This window comes from Mycolicibacterium neoaurum (assembly GCF_036946495.1).
GTDB lineage: Bacteria > Actinomycetota > Actinomycetes > Mycobacteriales > Mycobacteriaceae > Mycobacterium > Mycobacterium neoaurum_B.
Genome location: NZ_JAQIIX010000002.1, coordinates 2,021,613 through 2,042,766 on the forward strand (window position 1 = coordinate 2,021,613; position 21,154 = coordinate 2,042,766).

The following is a 21,154-nucleotide window of genomic DNA, read 5'->3' on the forward strand; positions in this document are numbered from 1 at the left end:
CCCGGCGACAGATACCGTCGACTGATGGATACGGTAGCGGTGATCACCGGCGGGGCCGGCGGGATGGGCGTGGCCACGGCAAAGATCATCGGACAGAACAAGCACGTGGTGCTGGCCGATGTGCGCGCCGATCGACTCGATGATGCGACCGCGGCACTGGCGGAGCTGGACATTTCAGTGACCGCTCTCCACTGTGATGTCACCGATCGAGAGGCCGTCGGCGCGCTGTATTCCGCCGCGACCGCGTTGGGTCCGGTGACGGCCGTCGTACACACCGCTGGAGTGAGTCCTGCGATGGGCGACGCCGAATACATCATGCGCACCAACGTGTTCGGCACGGTATACGTCAACGAGGCGTTCTACGCTGTCGCCGGATCGGGAGGCGCCATAGTGAACGTGGCGTCGATGGCCGCGCACATCCTGCCCGAGTCCCTCATCCCCGTCGATCGTTTCCCCGAGGCGGATCAGGATGAGCGCGGTTTCCTGGCCGCCGTGTTGCCCGCCTGCGCGGTGGCCGGGGACGAGAAACGTTCCGCCATCGCCTACGGCATCAGCAAGAACTTCGTGAAGTGGTACAGCAGTGCCCACGCCGAGCGATTCAACGGCCGTGGACTGCGCATCGTGTCCGTGTCCCCCGGAGCAGTTGACACCGAGATGGGCAGGCTGGAGGCTGCCCGTGGTGCCGCTGCCGTGGTCGCCGATGCCGCGGTGCCTCGGTGGGGGACGGCGGAGGAGATGGCCGAGCTGTTGGCCTTCTGCGTCAGTGACCGCGCGGGCTATCTCACCGGAACCGACATCCTCAACGACGGCGGGGTCGTCGCCTCGATGCGGGAGCGAGCCCGGGCGCACGACGGCTGAACAGGTGTAAAGCGCTCGCCGCCAGGGTAATAGGACGCATGCGGTTGCGGCGGAGTGTTCTCGACGGCCCCGGTATCACCCGGTTGCGCAAGGGGAAGGGCTTCACCTATCGGGGTCCCGACGGTGAACCGCTGACGTCCGCCGACCACCTGGCTCGCATCAGGGATTTGGTCATTCCGCCGGCCTGGCGCAAGGTCTGGATCAGCCCGCACGACAACGGTCACATCCAGGCGGTGGGCACCGATGCCGCCGGTCGCAGGCAGTACCTGTACCACCAGGCATGGCAGGAGGAGCGCGCCGAGGAGAAGTTCGACAGGGTGTTGGAGATGTCGACCGCGTTGCCCGCATGGCGGGAGCGCATCGCCGCAGACCTCACCGGGCGCGGGCTGTCCCGCGATCGGGTATTGGCCCTGGCGTTGCATCTACTCGACCTCGGGTACTTCCGCGCCGGCGGCGAGCAGTACGCCGAGGAGCATGAATCCTATGGTTTGGCGACCCTGCAATGTGAGCACGTGACTCTGCGGAAAGGCGCGGTGGCCTTCGACTTCCCGGCCAAGAGCGGTGTGCGGCGGATATGGGAGATCGACGATCCAGAGGTGCTGCGCGCCGTGCGCGCGTTGTTGCGCAGGGACGGCCGCACCGAGCGGTTGCTGGCCTGCCGCAGCGGTGCGGACTGGGTCGACATTCACGCATCGGATCTGAACACGCGGTTCAAGGAGCTTGTCGGCGATGAGTACAGCGTGAAAGATCTGCGCACCTGGCACGGCACGGTTCTGGCGGCCGCGGCTTTCGCCGAGGCCGATCCGGGCGAGACGGAACGCAAGCGCAAGCGTGCGGTGTCGGGGGTGATGAAACAAGTGTCCGAGGAGCTGGGTAACACTCCGGCGGTGGCGCGGAGCTCGTATGTCGACCCGCGGGTGGTCGCCGGTTACGAGCAGGGCGCCACGATCGCGGCAGCCGCCAAACGCGCCGCGCGAGAAAAGGACCGGGCGGCCGCGGTGGCCATCCTGGAGAAGGCGACCCGCAGCCTGGTACGCAAGGTCGCCAAGGGTTGACGGTCCCGTTTCACCCGGCATGGGGCCGGGAACCCCACCTCATGCCGAATTCATCGATCAAGAACGAAAAGATGTACGAAGACCTGCGCGAGCAGGGCAACTCGAAGGAGAAGGCGGCGCGCATCTCCAATGCGGTCGCTGCGCGGGGCAAGTCCGCGGTGGCACGCAAAGGGGGCAAGTCCGGATCCTACGAGGACTGGAACGTCGTCGATCTGAAGAAGCGCGCCAAGGAACTCGGGATGACCGGTTACTCAAAACTGACCAAGGACAAGCTCGTCGACAAGCTGCGCAATCACTGACCGGTCAGCCCGAGGCGGTCGGCCAGGACGAGGAAGGCGGCCGCGAAATCGTTGTGCGCCGTCGCGTCACGCAGCTCCGTCCAGCACACCTGCTCGCGCACCGCACGAACCGCGGGGAGCAATGCCGCGAAATCGCAATGATGTTCGTTCAGGGCCCGCAGCTTCTGGGTGAGCACGACGGTGACCGGCAGGACGGGCATCCGGATCGCCAGCACGTCCCTCGGTTCGGCACGGTCGAGCAGCTTGGCGGTCACGGGTTCGCCGTTGACGCGGTGCAGCACGTCCACCAGGGCGCCGTCCATGTGCGCCTTGAACAACCAATCCTCGGGCGGACGTTCGATATCGAAACCCGCGTTGTCGAGGGTCAGCGTCGCGGCCTCGGCATCCGGTTCGGCGACCACGAAGTCGACATCGTGCACCGGTTCCGGCCCTCCTGCCGCCCACAGCGCAAAGCTTCCCGCCAATGCGAAATCGGGTCCCTGCTCCTTGAGCGCCGACCCGGCGGCACGCATGGCCGCGCGCAGCCCGTCATGTGTGGACATGCGATGCTGGGTACCCATTGAGCATGCGGATCGCCACCTTCAACATTCTGCACGGGCGCACCGTCGGAGACGGCGTGCACCCGGAGCGCCTGGCTGAGTGCATCAAACGCCTCGACCCGGACATCCTCGCGCTACAGGAGGTCGACCGCGAACAACTCCGATCCGGCCGGGCCGATCTCACCGCGGTGGCAGCGGAGGCGATGGGTGCGGTGGCGCACCAATTCGTCGCCGCCATCGCAGGCACTCCGGGTGCGACGTGGATGGCGGCCGACGGCGCCGAACAGCCGGGGACCGCGGCGTACGGCATCGCCTTGCTGTCCCGATACCCGGCCATCAGCTGGCAGGTGGTCAGAATGCCCCGCATCCCGGTGCGATTCCCGCTGTACCTCCCGGATCCGAGGAAGGTCGTGGTGGTGAAGGAGGAACCCCGCGCTGCCGTGATCGCGGCGCTGGATACGCCGCTGGGACCGATATCGGTTGCCAACACCCATCTCTCCTTCGTCCCGGGGTGGAATCGTCGGCAGCTGCGCCGCTTGGTACGTGATCTGCGGGGTCTGCCCGGACCGCGAATCCTGACCGGCGATCTCAATCTGGCTCCCGACGCGGTGGCCAGCTGCACCGGTTTCCGGTCGTTGGCAAGTGCCGCGACGTTTCCCGCGGACGCCCCGACCAAGCAACTCGACCACATCCTTACCGACGATGCCGGACTACGCGCGCACTATGCCGACGCCCCGGCGGTCGAGCTGTCCGATCACCGTCCGCTGGTCGTCGATATCGACCTCGGTTAGTCGCCCTCGCTGCGCGCCTCGGCGCCGGTCTGCCCCGCGTCGAAATCGTCATCGGAGAAGGTACGCCCCACATATGAGCCGCCGTCGTCGCCGTCGGCGCGCGAGCCTGCCACCTTCGGGTCATCATCGACGTCGGACTCGCTGTGCTCGGACTCGCGTTTTTCGGGATCTGGGCCTGTCATCATTGTCGGATACCCCTTGTGGCGAAGGTCAATCGGCATCTGCCGACCAGGGTTGACGAGACCAAAAACGGGAAACTAAGGCGGTATGGCTACTTATCGAGTCCTCAACCCGCACGGTGACGTCGTCGATACCAAAGACATCGAGAGCGCGCAGGATGCGCACGCCTGGTTCGTCGATTCCAAGGCAGACAACTCCGAACTCGGCTGGCGCATGGAGGTCAAATCCGATGACGGATGGGCCTTTTTCGACGATAGTGAGGGCTCACCGGACTGACCACGCCGGACTGACACGGACCAGCAACGGCGTTTGCGCCCCCCGTCATCGGGTATCGCGGCCCGATGACATCGCTATGGCTGGACGGCCGCAATGAGGCCGTCGATCCGAACTCTCTTCTGGAAGACGACACGTTCGACGTCGCGGTGGTCGGCGCCGGTATCACCGGCCTGGCCACCGCGTTGTTGTTGGCGCGGGCCGGTAAGAAGGTCGTGGTGCTCGAAGCCCGCCATGTCGGGGCCGCCACGACCGGCAACACCACCGGCAAGGTCAGCCTCCTGCAGGGCACCAAGCTGTCCAGGATCAGGTCGCAACACGACGAACAGGTGCTTCGCGACTATGTCGAGGGCAACACCGAGGGACGCGACTGGCTACTGCACTACATGGACGCTCACGGTCTCAGCGTGCAGCGCGAGGACGCCTACACCTACGCGCAATTCGAAGGCGGAATCGACTCGGCCCGAGCTGAACTCGCCGCCTGCCAAGCCGCCGGGCTACCGGCGGAATGGGTCGACCACGCCGATGTACCCTTCCCGTTCGCCGGTGGGGTGCGGTTGCCGGAGCAGGCCCAGATTGATCCCATACCGCTGCTGGACAGCTTCGTCGTCGAGCTGCAGCGGCATGGTGGCAGGCTGGTCCAGGGTGCGCGGGTGGGGTCGGTGTCGGTGGGAAGCCCGGTCCGGCTGCGCATCGACCGAGACGGTGAATCCTCGACGGTGACCGCTGGGCACTGCATTCTGGCGACCGGCGTCCCGATTCTGGATCGGGGCGGCTTCTTCGCCAAGGTCAGTCCACACAGATCCTATTGTGTCGCTTTCGATGTGCCCGGTGACATCACCCGTTCCATGTTCCTGTCCACCGACTCTCCGTCCCGATCGGTGCGCTACGCCCCGACCCCCACCGGGGATCTGCTCATCGTCGGCGGCGGCAGCCATACCGTCGGCAGGGTCCGCGACGCGGCCGGTGGTGTGAGCGAGCTGGTGCACTGGGCCAAACAACACTTCCCGGGCGCCGTGCAAACGCACTACTGGTCTGCGCAGGACTATTCACCGATCGACGAATTGCCCTATGCGGGGCCCATTCTTCCCGGCAGCCGGCATATCTGGGTCGCCACCGGATTCGACAAATGGGGTATGACGAACGGTATCGCCGCGGCGCTTGCTCTGTCCGGCCAGATCCTCGGTGGGCATATGCCGTGGACCAGCGCATTCGCCGCGTGGAGCCCGCATGAGCTGACCGGACTGTCGACCGCGCTGAAGCACAATCTCTCGGTGGGCTATCACCTGGCCAAGGGGTGGGTCGAACCCGCTACCCGGCATGCCGAGCCAGACGAGGGGCAAGGCGTGGTGACCGGACCGCCGTGGCGTCTGCACGCCGACAGCGTCCTCGACGGGGTCCGGCGGACGGTCTCGCCGGTGTGCCCGCACCTCGGCGGCATCGTGTCCTGGAACGACGCCGACTGCGCATGGGAATGCCCCCTGCACGGATCCCGGTTCGCTCCAGACGGAACCCTGCTCGAAGGACCGGCCACCCGCGGCCTGACAGCTCACGAGAACCCCTGAGAACCGCTCCGTTTCGGACGTTGGCTCCCGGGTATCGCCTGTTGCATGAAAGCTGTCACCTGGCAAGGAAAACGCGATGTTCGGGTCGAGCAGGTACCCGACCCCAAGATCGAACAGCCGACCGATGCGATTATCGAGGTCACCTCCACCAATATCTGCGGCTCCGATCTGCACCTCTACGAGGTGTTGGGTGCCTTCATGAATCCGGGTGACATCCTCGGCCACGAACCGATGGGAATCGTTCGGGAGGTCGGTGCCGATGTCACCAACCTCGAGGTCGGTGACCGGGTGGTGGTGCCGTTCCAGATCTCGTGCGGCTCCTGCTACATGTGCGATCTCGACCTCTACACACAGTGTGAGACAACCCAGGTACGCGAACACGGTATGGGGGCGGCACTTTTCGGATATTCAGAGCTTTACGGCCAGGTGCCGGGGGGCCAGGCCGAACTGCTCAGAGTGCCGCAGGCACAGTTCACCCACATCAAGGTGCCCGAGGGCCCGCCGGACTCGCGGTTCGTGTACCTGTCCGATGTCCTGCCGACCGCCTGGCAGGCGGTAACGTATGCCGGAATTCCCGAGGGTGGTTCGGTAACCGTGCTCGGGTTGGGGCCCATCGGCGATATGGCCGCCCGCATCGCCGCCCACCTGGGATATGACGTCATCGCAGTCGATCGGGTACCCGAACGTCTCGCGCGGGCTCAACAGCGTGGGCTGCGCACTCTCGACCTCGACCAGAACCCGGATCTGGGTGAAGCCATCCGGGAGCTGACCGGTGGTCGCGGGTACCGACTCGGTGATCGACGCCGTCGGTATGGAAGCGCACGGCTCGCCGATAGCCAAAGTGGCACAACAGGTCAGCGGGTTGCTGCCGGATGCCCTGGCCAAGCCACTGCTGGAGAAGGCGGGTGTCGATCGGCTGGACGCGCTCTACTCCGCGATAGACATCGTCCGCCGCGGTGGAACGATATCGCTGATCGGTGTGTACGGCGGTATGGCGGACCCGCTCCCGATGCTGACGTTGTTCGACAAGCAGGTCCAGCTTCGCATGGGCCAGGCCAATGTCAAGAAGTGGGTGGACGACATCATGCCGCTTCTCGGCGACGACGACCCGCTCGGCGTCGACACCTTTGCCACCCACGTGCTGCCGCTCGATCAGGCGCCGCACGCCTATGACATTTTCCAGCGCAAAGCCGATGGCGCGGTGAAGGTGATACTCACGCCCTGAGCAGTGACAACGCATCGACCCGGCGCACTCGGCGCCGGGTCGATTTGTGTACGCCGGTGCCGATGTGGGTACCGTACGGCTGTCCGGGGGATCGATGACCACTGCGAAATCGAAGGACGACAACTTGGTACGTGATCTGAGACACACCAACCGTATTCGGTCAGAACGAACGGTGCGCCGCAGAACACTGCTCAAGGCTCCGTTACTCGCGGCACCTGCGGTTGCGGCCCTGTCGGCGACGCCCACCGCCTCGGCAGCAGTGCCGGGCCGCTGGTCCAACGATCGTGCGCACCGCTGGTTTCGCGCACAGGGCTGGTTGGTCGGCGCAAACTACATCACCTCGAATGCCATCAACCAGCTGGAGATGTTTCAGGCCGAGACATTCGATGCGGCACGTATCGACAACGAGCTGCGGATGGCCCGCTCGATCGGATTGAACACGGTGCGGGTCTTCCTGCACGATCAGCTGTGGACGCGGGATCGGGTCGGATTCCACCGCCGCCTCGGCCAGTTCGTCGATATCGCGGCCAAGCACGGTATCCGGCCGCTGTTGGTCCTTTTCGATTCGTGTTGGGATCCGTTGCCGCGCAGTGGGCCGCAACGCGCACCCCGGCGCGGGGTGCACAACTCCGGTTGGGTGCAGAGCCCCGGCGCCGAACGCCTCGATGACCGGCGCTACCGCCAGGTGCTCCAGGAGTATGTCGTTCGGGTGATCGGTCAGTTCCGCAACGACGAACGGGTCCTGGGCTGGGATCTGTGGAACGAGCCGGACAATCCCGCCGCGGTCTATGCCAAGACCGAACGCAAGGACAAGCCCGAACTGGTGGCCGATCTGCTGCCGCAGGTGTTCCGGTGGGCGCGCACGGTGGATCCGGTTCAACCGCTGACCACCGGTGTCTGGGAAGGCGAATGGCGCGACGCCGCGCGCCGTAGCGAGATGGCGTCCATACAGTTGGATCTCGCCGATGTGCTGAGTTTCCACAGCTACGACAACCCCGCCGGATTCGAGCGCCGCATCGAGGAACTCCAGCCGTGGGGCAGGCCGATGATGTGTACCGAATACCTGGCGCGCACCGAGGGCAGCACCATCGAGGGAGTGCTTCCGGTGGCGAAGCGGCGGCACGTCGGCGCGTACACCTGGGGCCTCGTGGCGGGTAAGACGCAGACCTACCTGCCGTGGGACTCCTGGGACAAGCCCTATCTCGACCCGCCCCGGGAGTGGTTCCACGATCTGATCTTCGACGACGGTCGGCCATACCGGCCGCGGGAGGTCGACACGCTGCGCAGCCTCACCGGATCGCCGTGAACTCCGGTGCAGACAACTAGTCCGCGCCCACGCTGATCAGGCGGACCACCGCTGCCCCCTCCTCGTCGGAGGCGGCCAGGTCGATCTCGGCGACCATCGCCCAATCATGTTCGCGCGCCGGGTCATCCAGTATCTGGCGCACCTCCCATCGGCCAGGTTGGCGGTCGATGATGACCATGGCCGGTCCACGCGCATCCGGGCCGATGCCCACATCGTCGTGCTCGTCGAAATAATCCGCACCGGCGTCCGCCCAGCGCTCGACGTTCCAACCGGAACCGGCGTCGAGTTCGCCGAGTTCGGCCCAGCGTCGCCGCGCGAACAGCTCCACACGCCGGAAGAGGGCATTGCGCACCATGGCGGTGAAGGCGCGATCGTTGCCGGTCAGCGGACGCGGGCGGGCCGGTACCGCCACCGGGATGTCATGGGGAAGATCGGGGCTTGTCAGCTGCTCCCACTCGTCGAGCAGGCTTGAATCGACCTGGCGGACAAGCTCACCGAGCCACTCGACGATATCGTTGACCTCTTCGGTGCGCGCCGCCGTCGGTACGCCGGAGCGCAGCGCCTTGAACGCATCCGACAGGTAGCGCAACACCGCTCCCTCGGATCTTGTCAGGCCGTACTGGCTGACGTATTCCCGGAACGTCATGGCCTTTTCCCACATCTCGCGGACCACGGACTTCGGCGACAGCGCGCCGTCGGCGGCCCATGGATTGGTCTGCAGGTACACCGCGAACGTGTGCTCCAACAATTCGGCCAGCGGCTTCGGATAGCTGATATCGTCGAGCAATTCGATGCGCTCGTCGTACTCGATGCCCTCGGCCTTCATGGCCGCGACCGCCTCGCCCCTGGCCTTCTTCAGCTGTGCGGCCAGGATCTGGCGGGGATCCTCCAGTGTCGCCTCGATCACCGAAACCACATCCAGGGCATAGGTTTCGGCGCTGGCGTCCAGTACGTCGACCGCCGCGAGTGCGAAGGTGGACAGCGGCTGGTTCAACGCGAAGTCGGCCGGGAGATCCACGGTCAACCGGTAGCGCCGCCCGTCGGGCTCCGGGGTGTCGAGGCGCTGCACGATCCCGGCCTGTAGCAGGGAACGGGCGATGCCCAGCGTCTCGCGGATCAGTTTGAGCTGCCGCTTACGCGGTTCGTGATTGTCGGTGAGCAACCGGCGCATCGCGGTGAACGGATCCCCGGGCCTGTCGACGATATCGAGCACCATGGCCGTCGAGACCCGCATGCTGCTGGTGAGCGCTTCGGGAGTGGCCTCGACGAGTCGGGTCATGGTCTTCTCGCTCCACGGCACCATCCCCTCGGGAACCTTGCGACGTACCAGCTTTCGTCGCTTCTTGGGATCGTCGGCTACCTTGGCGAACTGTTTGAGGTTCTCCACCTCGTGCTCGGGCGCCTGCACCACGACGTTGCCGATCGTGTCGAATCCGGCACGCCCTGCACGCCCGGCGATCTGATGGAACTCGCGGGCGTTGAGCAACCGGGTGCGGGTGCCGTCGTATTTCGACAGCGCCGAGAACACCACCGTGCGGATGGGCACGTTGATCCCCACCCCCAGGGTGTCGGTACCGCAGATGACCTTCAACAAGCCCGCCTGGGCGAGTTGTTCGACCAGGCGGCGGTATTTCGGCAGCATGCCCGCGTGATGGACGCCGATACCGTGGCGCACCAGCCGAGACAGTGTCGACCCGAATGACGTGGAGAACCGGAACGCGCCGATGTGTTCGGCGATGGCGGCCTTTTCCTGTTTGCTGGATACGTTGACGCTCATCAGGGCCTGGGCCCGTTCCAGCGCCGAGGCCTGGGTGAAGTGCACCACGTAGATCGGTGACTGCCGGGTGTCCAGCAATTCGCCGATCGTCTCGTGCATCGGCGTGGTGGCGTAGGAGTAGAACAACGGCACCGGACGCTCGGCGCCGGTGACCAGCGCGGTGGGTCGACCGGTGCGGCGGGTGAGGTCCTCGCGCAGGGATGTGACATCACCGAGAGTGGCGGACATCAGCAGGAACTGTGCCCTCGGCAACTCCAGCAGCGGAACCTGCCAGGCCCAGCCGCGGTCGGGATCACCGTAGAAATGGAACTCGTCCATCACCACCAGACCGATATCGGCATCGCTGCCTTCCCGCAGCGCGACATTGGCCAAGATCTCCGCGGTGCAGGCGATGATCGGGGCATCGGCGTTGACCGCCGCGTCCCCGGTCAGCATGCCGACATTGTCCGCCCCGAACACATCGCACAGGGCGAAGAATTTCTCACTGACCAGGGCCTTGATCGGGGCGGTGTAGAAGCTGACCCGGTCGCCGGCCAACGCGGCGTAGATGGCGCCGGTGGCGACCAGTGACTTACCCGATCCGGTCGGCGTCGCCAACACCACGTTGCTCCCGGAGACCAGCTCGATCAGCGCCTCCTCCTGCGCGGGATAGAGCTCGGTGCCGTTGCCCGCGGCCCACTCGCCGAACGCGATGAACAGCGCATCGGGGTCGGCATCCGGGTCGGGTGAAAGTGGAGCGGCAGTCATATCGACCACCAGCCTGCCCGACGCGGCCGCGACGTCGGTGCCGGGGACCCGGTCAGCTGGGCAGACGCATCGTCGGGTTGTCCCCGGGCCAGGCCACCGTGCTGTCGGCGATCAACAACAGCTCATCGCCCGCGACGAACACATCGTCGGGTTGCGGCACCAGCACGGTGCCTGCCCGCACCAGCGTGACGAGCGCGGTGTTCACCGGGAGGTCCAACTGGTCGACCCGACATCCGACCAACGGATCGAGCTGGGGCAGTGTGATTTTCGTCAGCGCCGCGCGGCCTTCGCGCAGGCCCATCAGGCGAACGAGGTGTCCCACGTCGATGGCGCCCTCGACGGCGGCGACGAGGGCGCCGGGTGTCGATACCGCGACATCGACACCCCATGCGGGACCGAACAGCCACTGATTATCGACATCGTTGATCCTGGCCACCACCCGTGGCACGCCGAACTCCGTCTTGGTCAGCAATCCGATGACGAGGTTGGCCTTGTCGTCACCGGTCGCGGCGATGACCACATCGCAGGTGTGGACTCCGGCCTCCTCCAGCGTGGACAGCTCACAGGAGTCCCCGAGCAACCAGTCCGCGGCAGGCACCGAATCCGGTTCGAATCGGCGTCGCTCCCGCTCGATCAACAACACCTTGTGCCCGTATCCGGCGAGCTCGCCCGCCACGGATCGACCGACGTTGCCGGCACCGGCCACCCCGATCCGCATCTTGCGTGCTGCCACCCCGCTAGTTTGACTTATCGCAGTAAGGGGGCGGGGGTGAAATGACGCTGCACGAGCTGTACCTGGCGCTGCTGATCGGTGGTCTGGTGCTGCTGGCGAGCATCGTCGGCACCCGGGTGGCCACCCGTGTCGGCTTCCCGGCCCTGCTGTTTTTCCTGCTGGTGGGCGTGGTGCTCGGCGAGGACGGGCTCGGCCTGGAGTTCGACAGCGTCGAGGCCGCGCGCAACATCTGCACCGCGGCCCTGGCGGTGATCCTCGTCGAGGGCGGGTTGACCACCCGATTCGCCGATATCCGAAAGGTGTTGGCACCCGCCGCCGCGCTCGCCACGGTCGGGGTCGTCGTCAGCACGGCGCTCACGGCGGCCGGAGCCCATTTCCTGCTCGGCTTCGATTGGCAGCTGGCACTGCTGCTCGGGGCGATCGTGTCCTCCACCGATGCGGCCGCAGTGTTCTCGGTACTGCGCGTCCTACCGCTGCCCCGCAGGTTGGCCGGCCTTTTGGAGGCCGAGTCTGGATTCAACGATGCCCCCGCGGTGATCCTGGTGCTGATGTTCAGCGTCGTGCCGTTCGTCTTCGAACCGGGCGGGACACTGTGGGAGATCGTCTTCGAACTCGTCGCAGGCGCGGCGATCGGGCTCGCCACCGGCTTCGTCGGCGCAGTGACATTGCGCCGCATGGCGTTGCCGGCGTCCGGGTTGTACCCGATCGCCACCTTCGGATTGGGCGTGGTCGCCTTCGCCGCCGCAGGTAGCGTGCATGCCAGCGGTTTCCTGGCCGCTTACCTGGCTGCGGTCGTGCTCGCCAATTCCGGCCTCCCGCACCGGTCGACGACGAGGTCCTTCGCCGAGGGTCTCGGTTGGTTGGCTCAGATCGGGTTGTTCGTACTGCTGGGTCTGCTGGTCGATCCCAGCGAGTTGGGCCGGGATCTGCTACCGGCCATCGTGACCGGCCTGATCTTGTTGTTGGTGGCCCGACCGGTCTCGGTGGCCGCCTCACTGGTGGGCTTCGGCATCCCGCTGCGCGAGCAGCTCTTCCTGTCCTGGGCGGGGTTGCGCGGCGCGGTGCCGATCGTGCTGGCGACCTTCCCGATCGTCGCGGGAGTCTCCGGCAGCTCGCGATTGCTCAACATCGTGTTCGTTCTGGTGGTGATCTTCACCCTGATCCAGGCGCCCAGCCTGCACCTGGTCGCCCGGCTGCTGGGGCTCACCGATTCCGGCGCCACCCGCGAGATCCAGGTCGAGGCCGCCCCCCTGGACGTTCTCGACGCGGAGCTGCTGACGATGACCGTGCAGTCACCGTCGCGTCTGCACAATGTCAGCATCCTGGAGCTACGGTTGCCCGATCCGGCCGTGATCACCCTGATCATCAGGGACGGCAACACCTTTGTCCCACTTCCGGACACCCGCATCGCCGCGGGCGACGAACTGCTCATCGTCACCACCGCGAAGGTGCGCGCGGCCGCCGAGGCGCGGCTGCGCGCCGTTTCCCGCCGGGGCAAGCTGGCCCACTGGTTCGACGAATACGGCGAGCAGTAGCCGATCTGCGGACCCGATGCCGTCTGTAGGCGTCAATTACGCTCGCCGACGGCGCGTCGGGTGGCCCAAGTGTGCCTGTGCATGGTCAGCTGGAGTCGATGTCCGCCACGCCCGTTCTTCACCTGTCCGCCGCCGCAGCGGTGGCCGGTGCCGCGCTGCTGGTGTTCTCCGGTTCGGCCGGCGCCGCTCCCGAATCCGACGACCAGGGTTACCTCGGTTCGTTCGCGCGCTGCGCTTCCCCTGACACCGCGGTGATCTTCGGCGCCACCGAGACCTCTCGGGTGGCCATCTGTGCCGATCCCGATGGTGGCTTCGACTACCGCGGAGTCCGGGTGCGTGACGGTGCGCGACTGGTGCTCTCGGCCACCCGGTCCGGTACCGGGTACGTGGCCTTCAACGAGGGACAGTCCTACACCGTGACACCGGAGTCGCTGGTGTTCAGCATCGGCGACGATGTCATCCGGGAAGAGCCGCTGATCGATGTGCACGAGCCCGGTACCTCGGGAAGCTCGTCGTCGGAATCCACATCGACGTCCACATCCACGTCGTCGACACCGACGTCCTCCACAGCAACGTCCTCCACAGCAACATCGTCGGCCCCCACCACGACGGCGACCACCCGGCCTACGACGACGGTCACGGTGACGACGCCGCTGCCGCCACCGGGACCCGCGGAGGTCGGCGGGCAGCTAGGTGAGATTTTCAGCGGGTCGTGACGACTGCATCATCCGCTGTGCACAGTCCAGCAGGATCCGGTGCAGGTCCGCATCGGCGATGTCCTGTAGGCGCGGTTCGGCGGTGCTGCCGAAGATGCCCGACGTGATCATCCCGATGGTCACCCGAGTTTCGGCGTCGTGGGTGGTACCGATCAGCAACTCGCGCAGACTCTCGGTGATCTCCTCGAACTCACGGTGGGACTGCACCAGCGTCAACACGGCCGGGTCGCCGTAGAACATCGATCCGATGCGGCGGTGCCGGACGGCGAGTTCGACGAACCCGCTGATCGCGGCATCGCGCCGGGATTCCGCCGAGGGAATCGACTCGGCGATGCGGACCAGGCGCTCCATATCGTCGAACACCGGGCGCACCACCGCCAGCACGATGTCGTCCTTGGTCTGGAACTGGTAGTAGATCGCGGCTTTCCGGACGCCGAGGTGATCGGCGATCATCTGTAGCGAGGTGCCGTTGACGCCCCGCTCGGCGAAGAGGTGCAGCGCGGCCTCGATGACCCGCTCGCGCGCGAACCCGCGCTGCGATACCGGCTTGGCCACTGGGCACCTCCTCCTTTCCCCGGACACTCTGGCATGTCGCTTCCAGCGTTGCGGCAGATGAGTAGCGCTCGTCACATTTTCTAGCCGTGCGACTTGTAGAAGCTTAGCCGCATGGCTAACCTGACCGCAGTCGGACAAGGCTACTCTGACCGGCGTCCGGGCGTGGGCCCCACGCGGTATGAAAGGTCACAGAGCGAATGGCATCTCAGCAGTGAACGTGCTGAAGAAGATCTGGATCCCGCTGGTGATCCTCGCGGTGGTGTTCGTCAGTACGTTCACGGTGATGCGCGTGCGGACGTTCTTCGGCACCGGGCCGGGATATGTGTCCACCGAGAACAGTGCCGCCGACGACTCCGAGCCGTTCGACCCCAAGGTCGTCAAGTACGAGGTCTGGGGTGAGCCCGGCGCCACGGCCAACGTCAACTACATGGACCTGGACGCCAAGCCGGTACGCGCGGACAACGTCACCCTGCCCTGGGAGATCACGTTGAGTACCACTGCCCCGTCGGTGTTCCCGACGATCTCGGGTCAAGGTGACGGCAGCACGCTGTCCTGCCGGATCACCGTCGACGACGAGGTGAAGGACGAACGCACGGTCAACGGCGTCGGCGCGCACACCTACTGCCTGGTGAAGTCGGCATGACCATGACCGACGGCGGTGGCGAACCCCGTACCGACGCCATCCCGGTCGCCACGCGCCACCGCGGCGACGGCATCGCCCGCTCGATCCGCACGCTGGCTGTGCCGATCATCATCATCTGGGCGGTGCTGATCGGGCTGCTGAACGTGGCCGTCCCACAGCTCGAAGAAGTCGGCCAGATGCGGTCGGTGTCGATGAGCCCGTCCAATGCGCCGTCGGTGATCGCCGTGAAACGGGTTGGCACCGTCTTCGACGAGTTCACCTCGGACAGTTCGATCATGATCGTGCTGGAGGCAGATCGTCAGCTCGACGAGGCCGACCGCGACTTCTACAAGGAGATGATCGGCAAGCTCGAGGCCGATCCCGAGCACGTCCAGCATGTCCAGGATTTCTGGGGCGACCCGCTGACCGCCGCCGGCGCGCAGAGCAGCGACGGCAAAGCCACCTACGTGCAGGTCTACACCGCGGGCAACCAGGGTGAGGCGCTGGCCAACGAGTCCATCGAGAAGGTCCAGGACATCGTCTACGGTATGCAGCCGCCGCCCGGGCTGAAGGTCTTCGTCACCGGCCCCGCGGCGTTGGCCGCCGACCAGCAGATCGCGGCCGACCGCAGTCTGAAGATGATCGAGGGCCTGACGTTCCTGGTCATCATCGTGATGCTGCTGCTGATCTATCGTTCGTTCGTCACGACGATCATCACCCTCGTGATGGTGGTGATGTGTCTGCTCGCCGCGCGCGGGGTCGTGGCCTTCCTGGGCTACCACGAGATCATCGGCCTGTCGGTCTTCGCCACGGGCCTGCTGGTGACCTTGGCGATCGCCGCATCCACGGACTATGCGATCTTTCTGCTCGGCCGTTATCAGGAGGCCCGCGCCGAGGGCGAGGACCGGGAAGCGGCCTACTACACGATGTTCCACGGCACGGCCCATGTCGTCATGGGGTCGGGTCTGACCATCGCGGGTGCGACGTTCTGCCTGCACTTCACGAACATGCCGTACTTCATCACCCTGGGGATCCCGCTGGCGATCGGCATGATCGTCGTGGTGCTGGCCGCGCTGACCCTGGGGCCGGCGATCGTCAGCATCGCCTCGCGGTTCGGCAAGACCCTGGAGCCCAAGCGCGCCATGCGTACCCGCGGGTGGCGCAAGATCGGTGCCGCCATCGTGCGCTGGCCCGGACCGATCCTGGTGAGCGCCATCGCCATCACGATGGTCGGTCTGCTGACGCTGCCCGGCTATCAGACCAACTACAACGACCGCAACTACCTGCCTACGGATCTGCCCGCCCAAGAGGGTTACGCGGCCGCCGAGCGGCACTTCTCGCAGGCGCGGATGAATCCGGAACTGCTGCTTGTCGAAAGCGATCACGATCTGCGGAACTCGGCGGACTTCCTGGTGATCGACAAGATCGCCAAGGCCATCTTCCGTACCGAGGGTGTCGGCCGGGTACAGGCCATCACCCGGCCGCAGGGCACGCCGATCGAGCACACCTCGATCCCGTTCCAGATCAGCATGCAGGGTACGACTCAGAAAATGAACGAGAAGTACCAGCAGGACATGATGGCCAACATGCTCAAGCAGGCCGATGACATGCAGACGACCATCACGAGCATGGAGAAGATGAACTCCATCACCGTGCAGATGGCGCAGACCACGGCCTCGATGGTGGCCAAGATGAAGACCATGTCGCTCGACATCGCCGAATTGCGGGACAATATCGCCAATTTCGACGATTTTTTCCGGCCCATGCGCAATTACTTCTATTGGGAACCGCACTGCTTCAACATCCCGGGCTGCTGGGCGATCCGGTCGATCTTCGACACCCTCGACGGTATCGACGTCATGACCGACAACTTCGAAGAGATCATCCCGGACATGGAGCGTCTCAACGAGCTGATGCCCCAGATGGTCGTCCTCATGCCGCAGATGATCGCGACCATGAAGAACATGCAGCGCTACATGCTGACCATGTACCAGACCCAAAAGGGCATCCAGGACCAGATGTCGGCGATGCAGGACAACTCGTCGGCGATGGGTGAGGCCTTCGACGCGGCCCAGAACGACGACTCGTTCTATCTCCCGCCGGAGACCTTCGAGAACGAAGACTTCAAACGCGGGATGAAGAACTTCCTGTCCCCGGACGGGCATGCGGTGCGCTTCATCATCAGCCACGACGGTGATCCGTTGAGTCCGGCCGGGATCGCCCGAATCGACGCGATCAAGAACGCCGCCAAGGAGGCGATCAAGGGCACCCCGCTGGAGGGCTCCAAGATCTACCTTGGCGGCACCGCCGCCACGTACAAGGACATGCAGGACGGCGCGAACTGGGATCTCATCATCGCCGGGATCGCCTCGATCGCCCTGATCTTCATCATCATGTTGCTCATCACGCGCAGTGTGGTGGCGGCCGCGGTGATCGTCGGCACCGTCGTGATCTCGCTCGGTTCGGCATTCGGGATCTCGGTGCTGATCTGGCAGCACATCATCGGTATCCCGCTGCACTGGATGGTTCTGCCGATGGCGGTGATCATCCTGCTCGCGGTGGGTGCCGACTACAACCTGTTGCTGGTGGCCCGGCTCAAGGAGGAAATCCACGCCGGCCTGAACACCGGGATCATCCGCGCCATGGGCGGGAGCGGCTCGGTGGTGACGGCCGCCGGTCTGGTGTTCGCCTTCACGATGATCTCGATGGCGGTGAGCGAACTGACGGTGATGGGACAGGTCGGTACTACGATCGGACTGGGTCTGCTGTTCGACACCCTGGTGATCCGGGCCTTCATGACACCATCGATCGCTGCACTGATGGGCAAGTGGTTCTGGTGGCCCCAGCAGGTCCGCCGACGGCCACTGCCGTCCCCGTGGCCCACGCCGCCGACAGAACCGGTGCCGGCCGGCGCACCGGAGAAGTAAGGAGTCCGTGATGGCGACGACGAGATTCACAGCGGTGGTGGCCGCGGCACTGGCGGCCGGGTCCCTGGTGTTGGCCGCGCCCGCGCAGGCCGACCCGGACAGCGACTTCGCCAAGGAACTGCACACTTACGGCATCTACGGGCAGAAGGACTTCAACGCCTGGATCGGCAAGATCGCCTGCAAACGCCTCGATCGCGGTGTCGATGCCACTGCCCAGGACTCGGCGAAGTTCGTCTCCGACCAACTGGCCCGTGGTACCAGCACGCAGCAGACCTACCAGTTCCTCGGCGCCGCGATGAATTACTACTGCCCCGACAAGCGCGTCCTGCTCACCCAGTAAGGGAACACCGATGATGAAGAAGCTGACACTGGCCGCGCTGGCCGCCGCGGCGGCACTGACACTGGCACCGGTCGCCTCCGCCGACGCCACCGACGAGTACCCGATTCCCAGCAAGATCCTCAAGACCCCGTGCACCGCCGAGCAGATCCTGGCAGCGACCCGTGATACCAACCCGGTCTACTACGAGCGCTACATGATCGACTACAACAACAAGTCACCAGAGGTGCACCGCGCCGTCCAGGACCGCATCCACTGGTTCTTCGCCATGGATTACGCGGGTCGCCGCCAGTATTCGGAAGACACGGCCACCAACGCCTTCTACGAGCAGCTGGCCTGGAACTGGCCGAACTGGGCCAAGATCTTCTTCAACAACAAGGGCGTCGTCGCGGCGTCGACCGCGGTGTGCCAGAACTACCCGCCCGACGACATGTCGGTCTGGGTCTGGTAACCCGCCCCTTCTCCCTTGCGCCCGGGTGTGAAACCTCGTCGGCCCGACCGCCGAATCGCCGCAGCGGAATCACGCTCGACATCGTCACGATAGATTGGCGGCCGTGCAGAAGCAGCCGGCCGCCCTCATCCTGACCATCGTGGGGGCGTTGCTGTGTGCGGCCGCCGTGGGCGGGTTCGTGTTCTACCGCTTCTATCTGTTGCGGCCCTATTTGTTTCACCCACTGGCATTTGCGGCCGCGGGTGGTCTGGCGCTCGCCGTGGCCTGTGTGCTGGGACTGCGCAGACCGGCGGTGCGCTGGGGCGGGGCGCTGTTGTGCGTGCTCGGCGCCGGGGTGGTCGCCTTCGCCGGCTGGTTCGCCACGGCGTTGCAGTCCGATCTGACGGTGGATTCCCGACAGGCCGCCCCCACCGGTGCGATGGAACTCATCGTCCTGCGTGGCAGCGCCGTCATGGCGCCGGACCCGGTGTGGGAGCTACGGGTGCGCACCGAGGCCGGCCTGTTCTCACGCGAGTACGACCTCGGTTGCGTCAACGCGGATATGGTGTCGCTCAACGGAATCGGGTGGGCCGGGCCGGGTGTCATCCGCGCGGTGCTGTCCGACGGGATCATCGACATCGCCGTCGACGGTGCGGGCCGGCCGAACCGCACCGTCGACGCCGGCTGTTAGTCCCGCTCGCGAGCAGTCGCGTATACCCCTGAAAACACTGCCATTTGGGGGTATACGCGCTCCCCCGCAAGCGGGAGGTACCCCCAGCTCGCCGAGGGTCAGGACAGATGGTGTACCTCCTGCAACCCGTACACCGGGGTCGGCAAACCCTCGTAACGGGCCTTGAGCTGCAGTGCCAGATACAGCGAATAGTGCCGCGACTGATGCAGATTGCCGCCGTGGAACCAGAGGTTGGGCTGCTGGGTCGGCTTCCACATGTTGCGCTGCTCGCCCTCCCACGGGCCCGGGTCCTTGGTGGTGTCACTGCCCAGGCCCCACACCTTGCCCACCTTGTCGGCGACGTCCTGGCCGATCAGGTCGGCCGCCCAGCCGTTCATCGAGCCGTACCCGGTGGCGTAGACCACGACGTCGGCCGGTAGTTCGGTGCCATCGGCCAGGATCACCGAGTCCGCGGTCAGCCGTTCGACGTCACCGTGCGCGAGCTTGATCTTGCCGTCGGCGACCAGATCGCAGGCACCGACATCGATGTAGTACCCCGACCCACGCCGTAGGTACTTCATGAAGAGCCCGGAACCGTCGTCGCCCCAGTCCAATTCGAAGCCAGCGGCTTCCAGGCGGTCGTAGAACTCCTTATCGCGCTCACGCATCTGGTCATACAGCGGGATCTGGAACTGGTGCATGATCCGATACGGCAGGGAGGCGAACGTCAGGTCCGCCTTCTCGGTGGTCATCCCGTCGGCCAGCGCCTGCTCGGAATACAGTGCGCCCAAGCCGATCTCCATCAGTGAGTCCGACTTCACGATATGGGTGGAGGACCGCTGCACCATGGTGACGTCGACACCGTTCTCGTACAGCGCCTTGCAGATATCGTGTGCGGAGTTGTTGGAACCGATCACCACAGCCTTCTTGCCGACATAGGCATCGGGACCGGGATGCGCCGAGGAATGGTGCTGATCGCCGCGGAACTCGTCCTGGCCGGGGAACGCAGGCACATTCGGCTTACCGGACATACCGGTGGCCAGCACCAGCTGGGTGGGGTGCAGTGTCAGCCGCTCTCCGTCGCGGTCGACCTCGACCGTCCAGCGTTGTTCGGCCTCGTCGAACGCAGCCGACAGGCAGGTCGTCTTCGACCAGTACGGCACCTCCATGACCTTGGTGTAGAACTCCAGCCAGTCACCGATCTTGTCCTTCGGTGCGAACACCGGCCAGTTCTGCGGGAACGGCAAGTAGGGAAGATGGTCGTACCAGACCGGATCGTGCAGGCACAGCGACTTGTAGCGCTTGCGCCACTGGTCACCCGGCCGCTCGTGCTTGTCGACGACGATCGCAGGAACCCCCAGTTGACGTAGCCGAGCGCCGAGCGCGATGCCGCCCTGGCCACCGCCGATCACCAGCGTGTAGGGCTGGACGGTGCGGCCCAGCTCGGCGTCCTCGGCGGCCTTGCGCTCGGCCCAGGACCGCGGATCGGGATCGCTGCCGTGCACCGCGCCCATGACGCGGCGCGTTCCCTTGGGTTCCTCGTGTCCCTTGAGTTCCTGCAGCGCAGTCAGCAGCGTCCAGGCGCGGTCGGTGCCCTCCTCCTCACGCAACCGCAGATGGCCGATGCCCCGGCCGGCGCCGGTCTCGAACTCGATGAATGCGGTGACCACGCCGTCATCCTCGGTGGGCTCTTCGCGCGTACGCCACCCGGCGGGATCGGTATCGTCGAGGCGCTCGGTCAGCATCGCGGCGATGCTCTCGCGGCCCTCCAGCGTCTTGAGGTTCCAGGTGAAGGACACCAGGTCGCGCCAGAAGCTGTCGACGGCGAACAAGCCCGCGGCGCGGTCGATATCGCGGGTGGCCAGTGCGGTCTCGAAATCGGCGAGCCAGGCGTCCACTCGGTCCTGCGGTGACCGGACGGGGGCGGGCGCATCAATCATTTGAGTCATGTGGGCCAGCTCACACGGGCCGCCTTCGTTGGCGCAAGGGCTGCAACCCCCTGCAACCCTTTCGG

Annotated in this window: 20 protein-coding genes and 1 pseudogene; 15 read left to right on the top strand and 6 right to left on the bottom strand. The window is 65.6% G+C overall.

Going from position 1 to position 21,154, the window contains the following annotated elements; translation table 11 throughout:
* The first annotated feature begins 24 nt into the window (after positions 1-24).
* From PGN27_RS15020 to PGN27_RS15030, 3 genes are read left to right on the top strand one after another with little or no spacing between them, the layout of a single operon-like run.
* Positions 25-858, top strand: a complete 834-nt coding sequence (locus PGN27_RS15020) for an SDR family oxidoreductase (protein ID WP_335326829.1) — start codon at positions 25-27, stop codon at positions 856-858.
* A 38-nt stretch (positions 859-896) separates the two neighbouring features.
* Complete coding sequence (locus PGN27_RS15025; protein WP_335326831.1) at positions 897-1,913, top strand: DNA topoisomerase IB; 1,017 nt, start codon at positions 897-899, stop codon at positions 1,911-1,913.
* 41 nt (positions 1,914-1,954) lie between these two features.
* Entirely contained in the window at positions 1,955-2,212 is a 258-nt protein-coding gene (locus PGN27_RS15030) for a DUF7218 family protein (protein ID WP_335326832.1), read from the top strand.
* Here PGN27_RS15030 and PGN27_RS15035 read toward each other — a convergent pair.
* Positions 2,206-2,754, bottom strand: coding sequence for a hypothetical protein (locus PGN27_RS15035; protein ID WP_335326833.1), 549 nt, complete (start codon positions 2,752-2,754; stop codon positions 2,206-2,208). The two genes, PGN27_RS15030 and PGN27_RS15035, sit on opposite strands and share 7 nt — an antisense overlap.
* Positions 2,755-2,777: 23 nt before the next feature.
* Here PGN27_RS15035 and PGN27_RS15040 point away from each other — a divergent pair, with 23 nt between their 5' ends.
* Positions 2,778-3,542, top strand: a complete 765-nt coding sequence (locus tag PGN27_RS15040) for an endonuclease/exonuclease/phosphatase family protein (RefSeq protein ID WP_335326834.1) — start codon at positions 2,778-2,780, stop codon at positions 3,540-3,542.
* Here the strand turns inward: PGN27_RS15040 and PGN27_RS15045 are convergent.
* Positions 3,539-3,724: a hypothetical protein gene (locus tag PGN27_RS15045; RefSeq protein WP_335328736.1), complete on the bottom strand. Its 186-nt coding sequence runs from the start codon at positions 3,722-3,724 to the stop codon at positions 3,539-3,541. The genes PGN27_RS15040 and PGN27_RS15045 overlap by 4 nt on opposite strands.
* 85 nt (positions 3,725-3,809) lie before the next feature.
* Between PGN27_RS15045 and PGN27_RS15050 the strand changes: the two genes are divergently transcribed.
* From PGN27_RS15050 to PGN27_RS15065, 4 genes and pseudogenes are all read left to right on the top strand, one after another.
* On the top strand, positions 3,810-3,998 hold the full coding sequence (locus PGN27_RS15050; RefSeq protein ID WP_030134057.1) for a hypothetical protein: 189 nt from the start codon (positions 3,810-3,812) through the stop codon (positions 3,996-3,998).
* A gap of 65 nt (positions 3,999-4,063) precedes the next feature.
* Positions 4,064-5,560 (top strand): FAD-dependent oxidoreductase, encoded by a 1,497-nt coding sequence (locus PGN27_RS15055; RefSeq protein ID WP_335326835.1) that lies wholly within the window; start codon positions 4,064-4,066, stop codon positions 5,558-5,560.
* A 45-nt stretch (positions 5,561-5,605) separates the two neighbouring features.
* Positions 5,606-6,785: pseudogene (locus PGN27_RS15060) on the top strand (zinc-dependent alcohol dehydrogenase).
* Positions 6,786-6,957: 172 nt separating this feature from the next.
* On the top strand, positions 6,958-8,091 hold the full coding sequence (locus PGN27_RS15065) for a glycoside hydrolase 5 family protein (protein WP_335326836.1): 1,134 nt from the start codon (positions 6,958-6,960) through the stop codon (positions 8,089-8,091).
* A gap of 16 nt (positions 8,092-8,107) precedes the next feature.
* Here the strand turns inward: PGN27_RS15065 and PGN27_RS15070 are convergent, their stop codons facing one another.
* Both PGN27_RS15070 and PGN27_RS15075 read right to left on the bottom strand, forming a co-directional pair.
* Positions 8,108-10,615, bottom strand: a complete 2,508-nt coding sequence (locus PGN27_RS15070; RefSeq protein WP_335326837.1) for a DEAD/DEAH box helicase — start codon at positions 10,613-10,615, stop codon at positions 8,108-8,110.
* 52 nt (positions 10,616-10,667) lie between these two features.
* Positions 10,668-11,333: a potassium channel family protein gene (locus tag PGN27_RS15075; protein WP_335328737.1), complete on the bottom strand. Its 666-nt coding sequence runs from the start codon at positions 11,331-11,333 to the stop codon at positions 10,668-10,670.
* 56 nt (positions 11,334-11,389) lie between these two features.
* Between PGN27_RS15075 and PGN27_RS15080 the strand changes: the two genes are divergently transcribed.
* Positions 11,390-12,883 (top strand): potassium/proton antiporter, encoded by a 1,494-nt coding sequence (locus tag PGN27_RS15080; RefSeq protein ID WP_335326838.1) that lies wholly within the window; start codon positions 11,390-11,392, stop codon positions 12,881-12,883.
* Between the two features lie 98 nt (positions 12,884-12,981).
* On the top strand, positions 12,982-13,599 hold the full coding sequence (locus PGN27_RS15085; RefSeq protein ID WP_335326839.1) for a hypothetical protein: 618 nt from the start codon (positions 12,982-12,984) through the stop codon (positions 13,597-13,599).
* Here PGN27_RS15085 and PGN27_RS15090 read toward each other — a convergent pair.
* A complete protein-coding gene (locus PGN27_RS15090; RefSeq protein ID WP_335326841.1) occupies positions 13,573-14,154 on the bottom strand; it encodes a TetR/AcrR family transcriptional regulator in 582 nt (193 codons plus the stop codon). The genes PGN27_RS15085 and PGN27_RS15090 overlap by 27 nt on opposite strands.
* Positions 14,155-14,332: 178 nt before the next feature.
* Here PGN27_RS15090 and PGN27_RS15095 point away from each other — a divergent pair, with 178 nt between their 5' ends.
* The 5 genes from PGN27_RS15095 (at position 14,333) to PGN27_RS15115 (ending at position 19,161) form a co-directional block, all read left to right on the top strand.
* Positions 14,333-14,797, top strand: coding sequence for an MmpS family transport accessory protein (locus tag PGN27_RS15095; protein WP_031601228.1), 465 nt, complete (start codon positions 14,333-14,335; stop codon positions 14,795-14,797).
* Between the two features lie 2 nt (positions 14,798-14,799).
* A complete protein-coding gene (locus PGN27_RS15100; protein ID WP_335328738.1) occupies positions 14,800-17,703 on the top strand; it encodes an MMPL/RND family transporter in 2,904 nt (967 codons plus the stop codon).
* Between the two features lie 10 nt (positions 17,704-17,713).
* Positions 17,714-18,043 (top strand): DUF732 domain-containing protein, encoded by a 330-nt coding sequence (locus PGN27_RS15105; RefSeq protein WP_335326842.1) that lies wholly within the window; start codon positions 17,714-17,716, stop codon positions 18,041-18,043.
* 13 nt (positions 18,044-18,056) lie between these two features.
* Complete coding sequence (locus PGN27_RS15110; RefSeq protein ID WP_019514295.1) at positions 18,057-18,491, top strand: DUF5078 domain-containing protein; 435 nt, start codon at positions 18,057-18,059, stop codon at positions 18,489-18,491.
* A 103-nt stretch (positions 18,492-18,594) separates the two neighbouring features.
* The gene (locus PGN27_RS15115) at positions 18,595-19,161 is read left to right on the top strand and encodes a hypothetical protein (RefSeq protein ID WP_335326843.1); all 567 of its coding nucleotides are present in this window, start codon (positions 18,595-18,597) and stop codon (positions 19,159-19,161) included.
* Between the two features lie 98 nt (positions 19,162-19,259).
* On the opposite strand, the gene PGN27_RS15120 is transcribed toward PGN27_RS15115, so the two are convergent.
* Entirely contained in the window at positions 19,260-21,089 is a 1,830-nt protein-coding gene (locus PGN27_RS15120; RefSeq protein ID WP_335326844.1) for an NAD(P)-binding domain-containing protein, read from the bottom strand.
* Between the last annotated feature and the right edge of the window lie 65 nt (positions 21,090-21,154).

Excerpts from the sequence above, each read along its gene's own strand:
- PGN27_RS15035 (WP_335326833.1), bottom strand. The coding sequence starts at position 2,754 with ATGTCCACACATGACGGGCTGCGCGCGGCCATGCGTGCCGCCGGGTCG.
- PGN27_RS15045 (WP_335328736.1), bottom strand. The coding sequence starts at position 3,724 with ATGACAGGCCCAGATCCCGAAAAACGCGAGTCCGAGCACAGCGAGTCC.
- PGN27_RS15080 (WP_335326838.1), top strand. The coding sequence starts at position 11,390 with ATGACGCTGCACGAGCTGTACCTGGCGCTGCTGATCGGTGGTCTGGTG.
- PGN27_RS15110 (WP_019514295.1), top strand. The coding sequence starts at position 18,057 with ATGAAGAAGCTGACACTGGCCGCGCTGGCCGCCGCGGCGGCACTGACA.
- PGN27_RS15095 (WP_031601228.1), top strand. The coding sequence starts at position 14,333 with ATGAAAGGTCACAGAGCGAATGGCATCTCAGCAGTGAACGTGCTGAAG.
- PGN27_RS15040 (WP_335326834.1), top strand. The coding sequence starts at position 2,778 with ATGCGGATCGCCACCTTCAACATTCTGCACGGGCGCACCGTCGGAGAC.
- PGN27_RS15020 (WP_335326829.1), top strand. The coding sequence starts at position 25 with ATGGATACGGTAGCGGTGATCACCGGCGGGGCCGGCGGGATGGGCGTG.
- PGN27_RS15055 (WP_335326835.1), top strand. The coding sequence starts at position 4,064 with ATGACATCGCTATGGCTGGACGGCCGCAATGAGGCCGTCGATCCGAAC.
- PGN27_RS15050 (WP_030134057.1), top strand. The coding sequence starts at position 3,810 with ATGGCTACTTATCGAGTCCTCAACCCGCACGGTGACGTCGTCGATACC.
- PGN27_RS15085 (WP_335326839.1), top strand. The coding sequence starts at position 12,982 with ATGTCCGCCACGCCCGTTCTTCACCTGTCCGCCGCCGCAGCGGTGGCC.
- PGN27_RS15025 (WP_335326831.1), top strand. The coding sequence starts at position 897 with ATGCGGTTGCGGCGGAGTGTTCTCGACGGCCCCGGTATCACCCGGTTG.
- PGN27_RS15075 (WP_335328737.1), bottom strand. The coding sequence starts at position 11,333 with ATGCGGATCGGGGTGGCCGGTGCCGGCAACGTCGGTCGATCCGTGGCG.
- PGN27_RS15100 (WP_335328738.1), top strand. The coding sequence starts at position 14,800 with ATGACCGACGGCGGTGGCGAACCCCGTACCGACGCCATCCCGGTCGCC.
- PGN27_RS15105 (WP_335326842.1), top strand. The coding sequence starts at position 17,714 with ATGGCGACGACGAGATTCACAGCGGTGGTGGCCGCGGCACTGGCGGCC.
- PGN27_RS15030 (WP_335326832.1), top strand. The coding sequence starts at position 1,955 with ATGCCGAATTCATCGATCAAGAACGAAAAGATGTACGAAGACCTGCGC.
- PGN27_RS15120 (WP_335326844.1), bottom strand. The coding sequence starts at position 21,089 with ATGACTCAAATGATTGATGCGCCCGCCCCCGTCCGGTCACCGCAGGAC.
- PGN27_RS15070 (WP_335326837.1), bottom strand. The coding sequence starts at position 10,615 with ATGACTGCCGCTCCACTTTCACCCGACCCGGATGCCGACCCCGATGCG.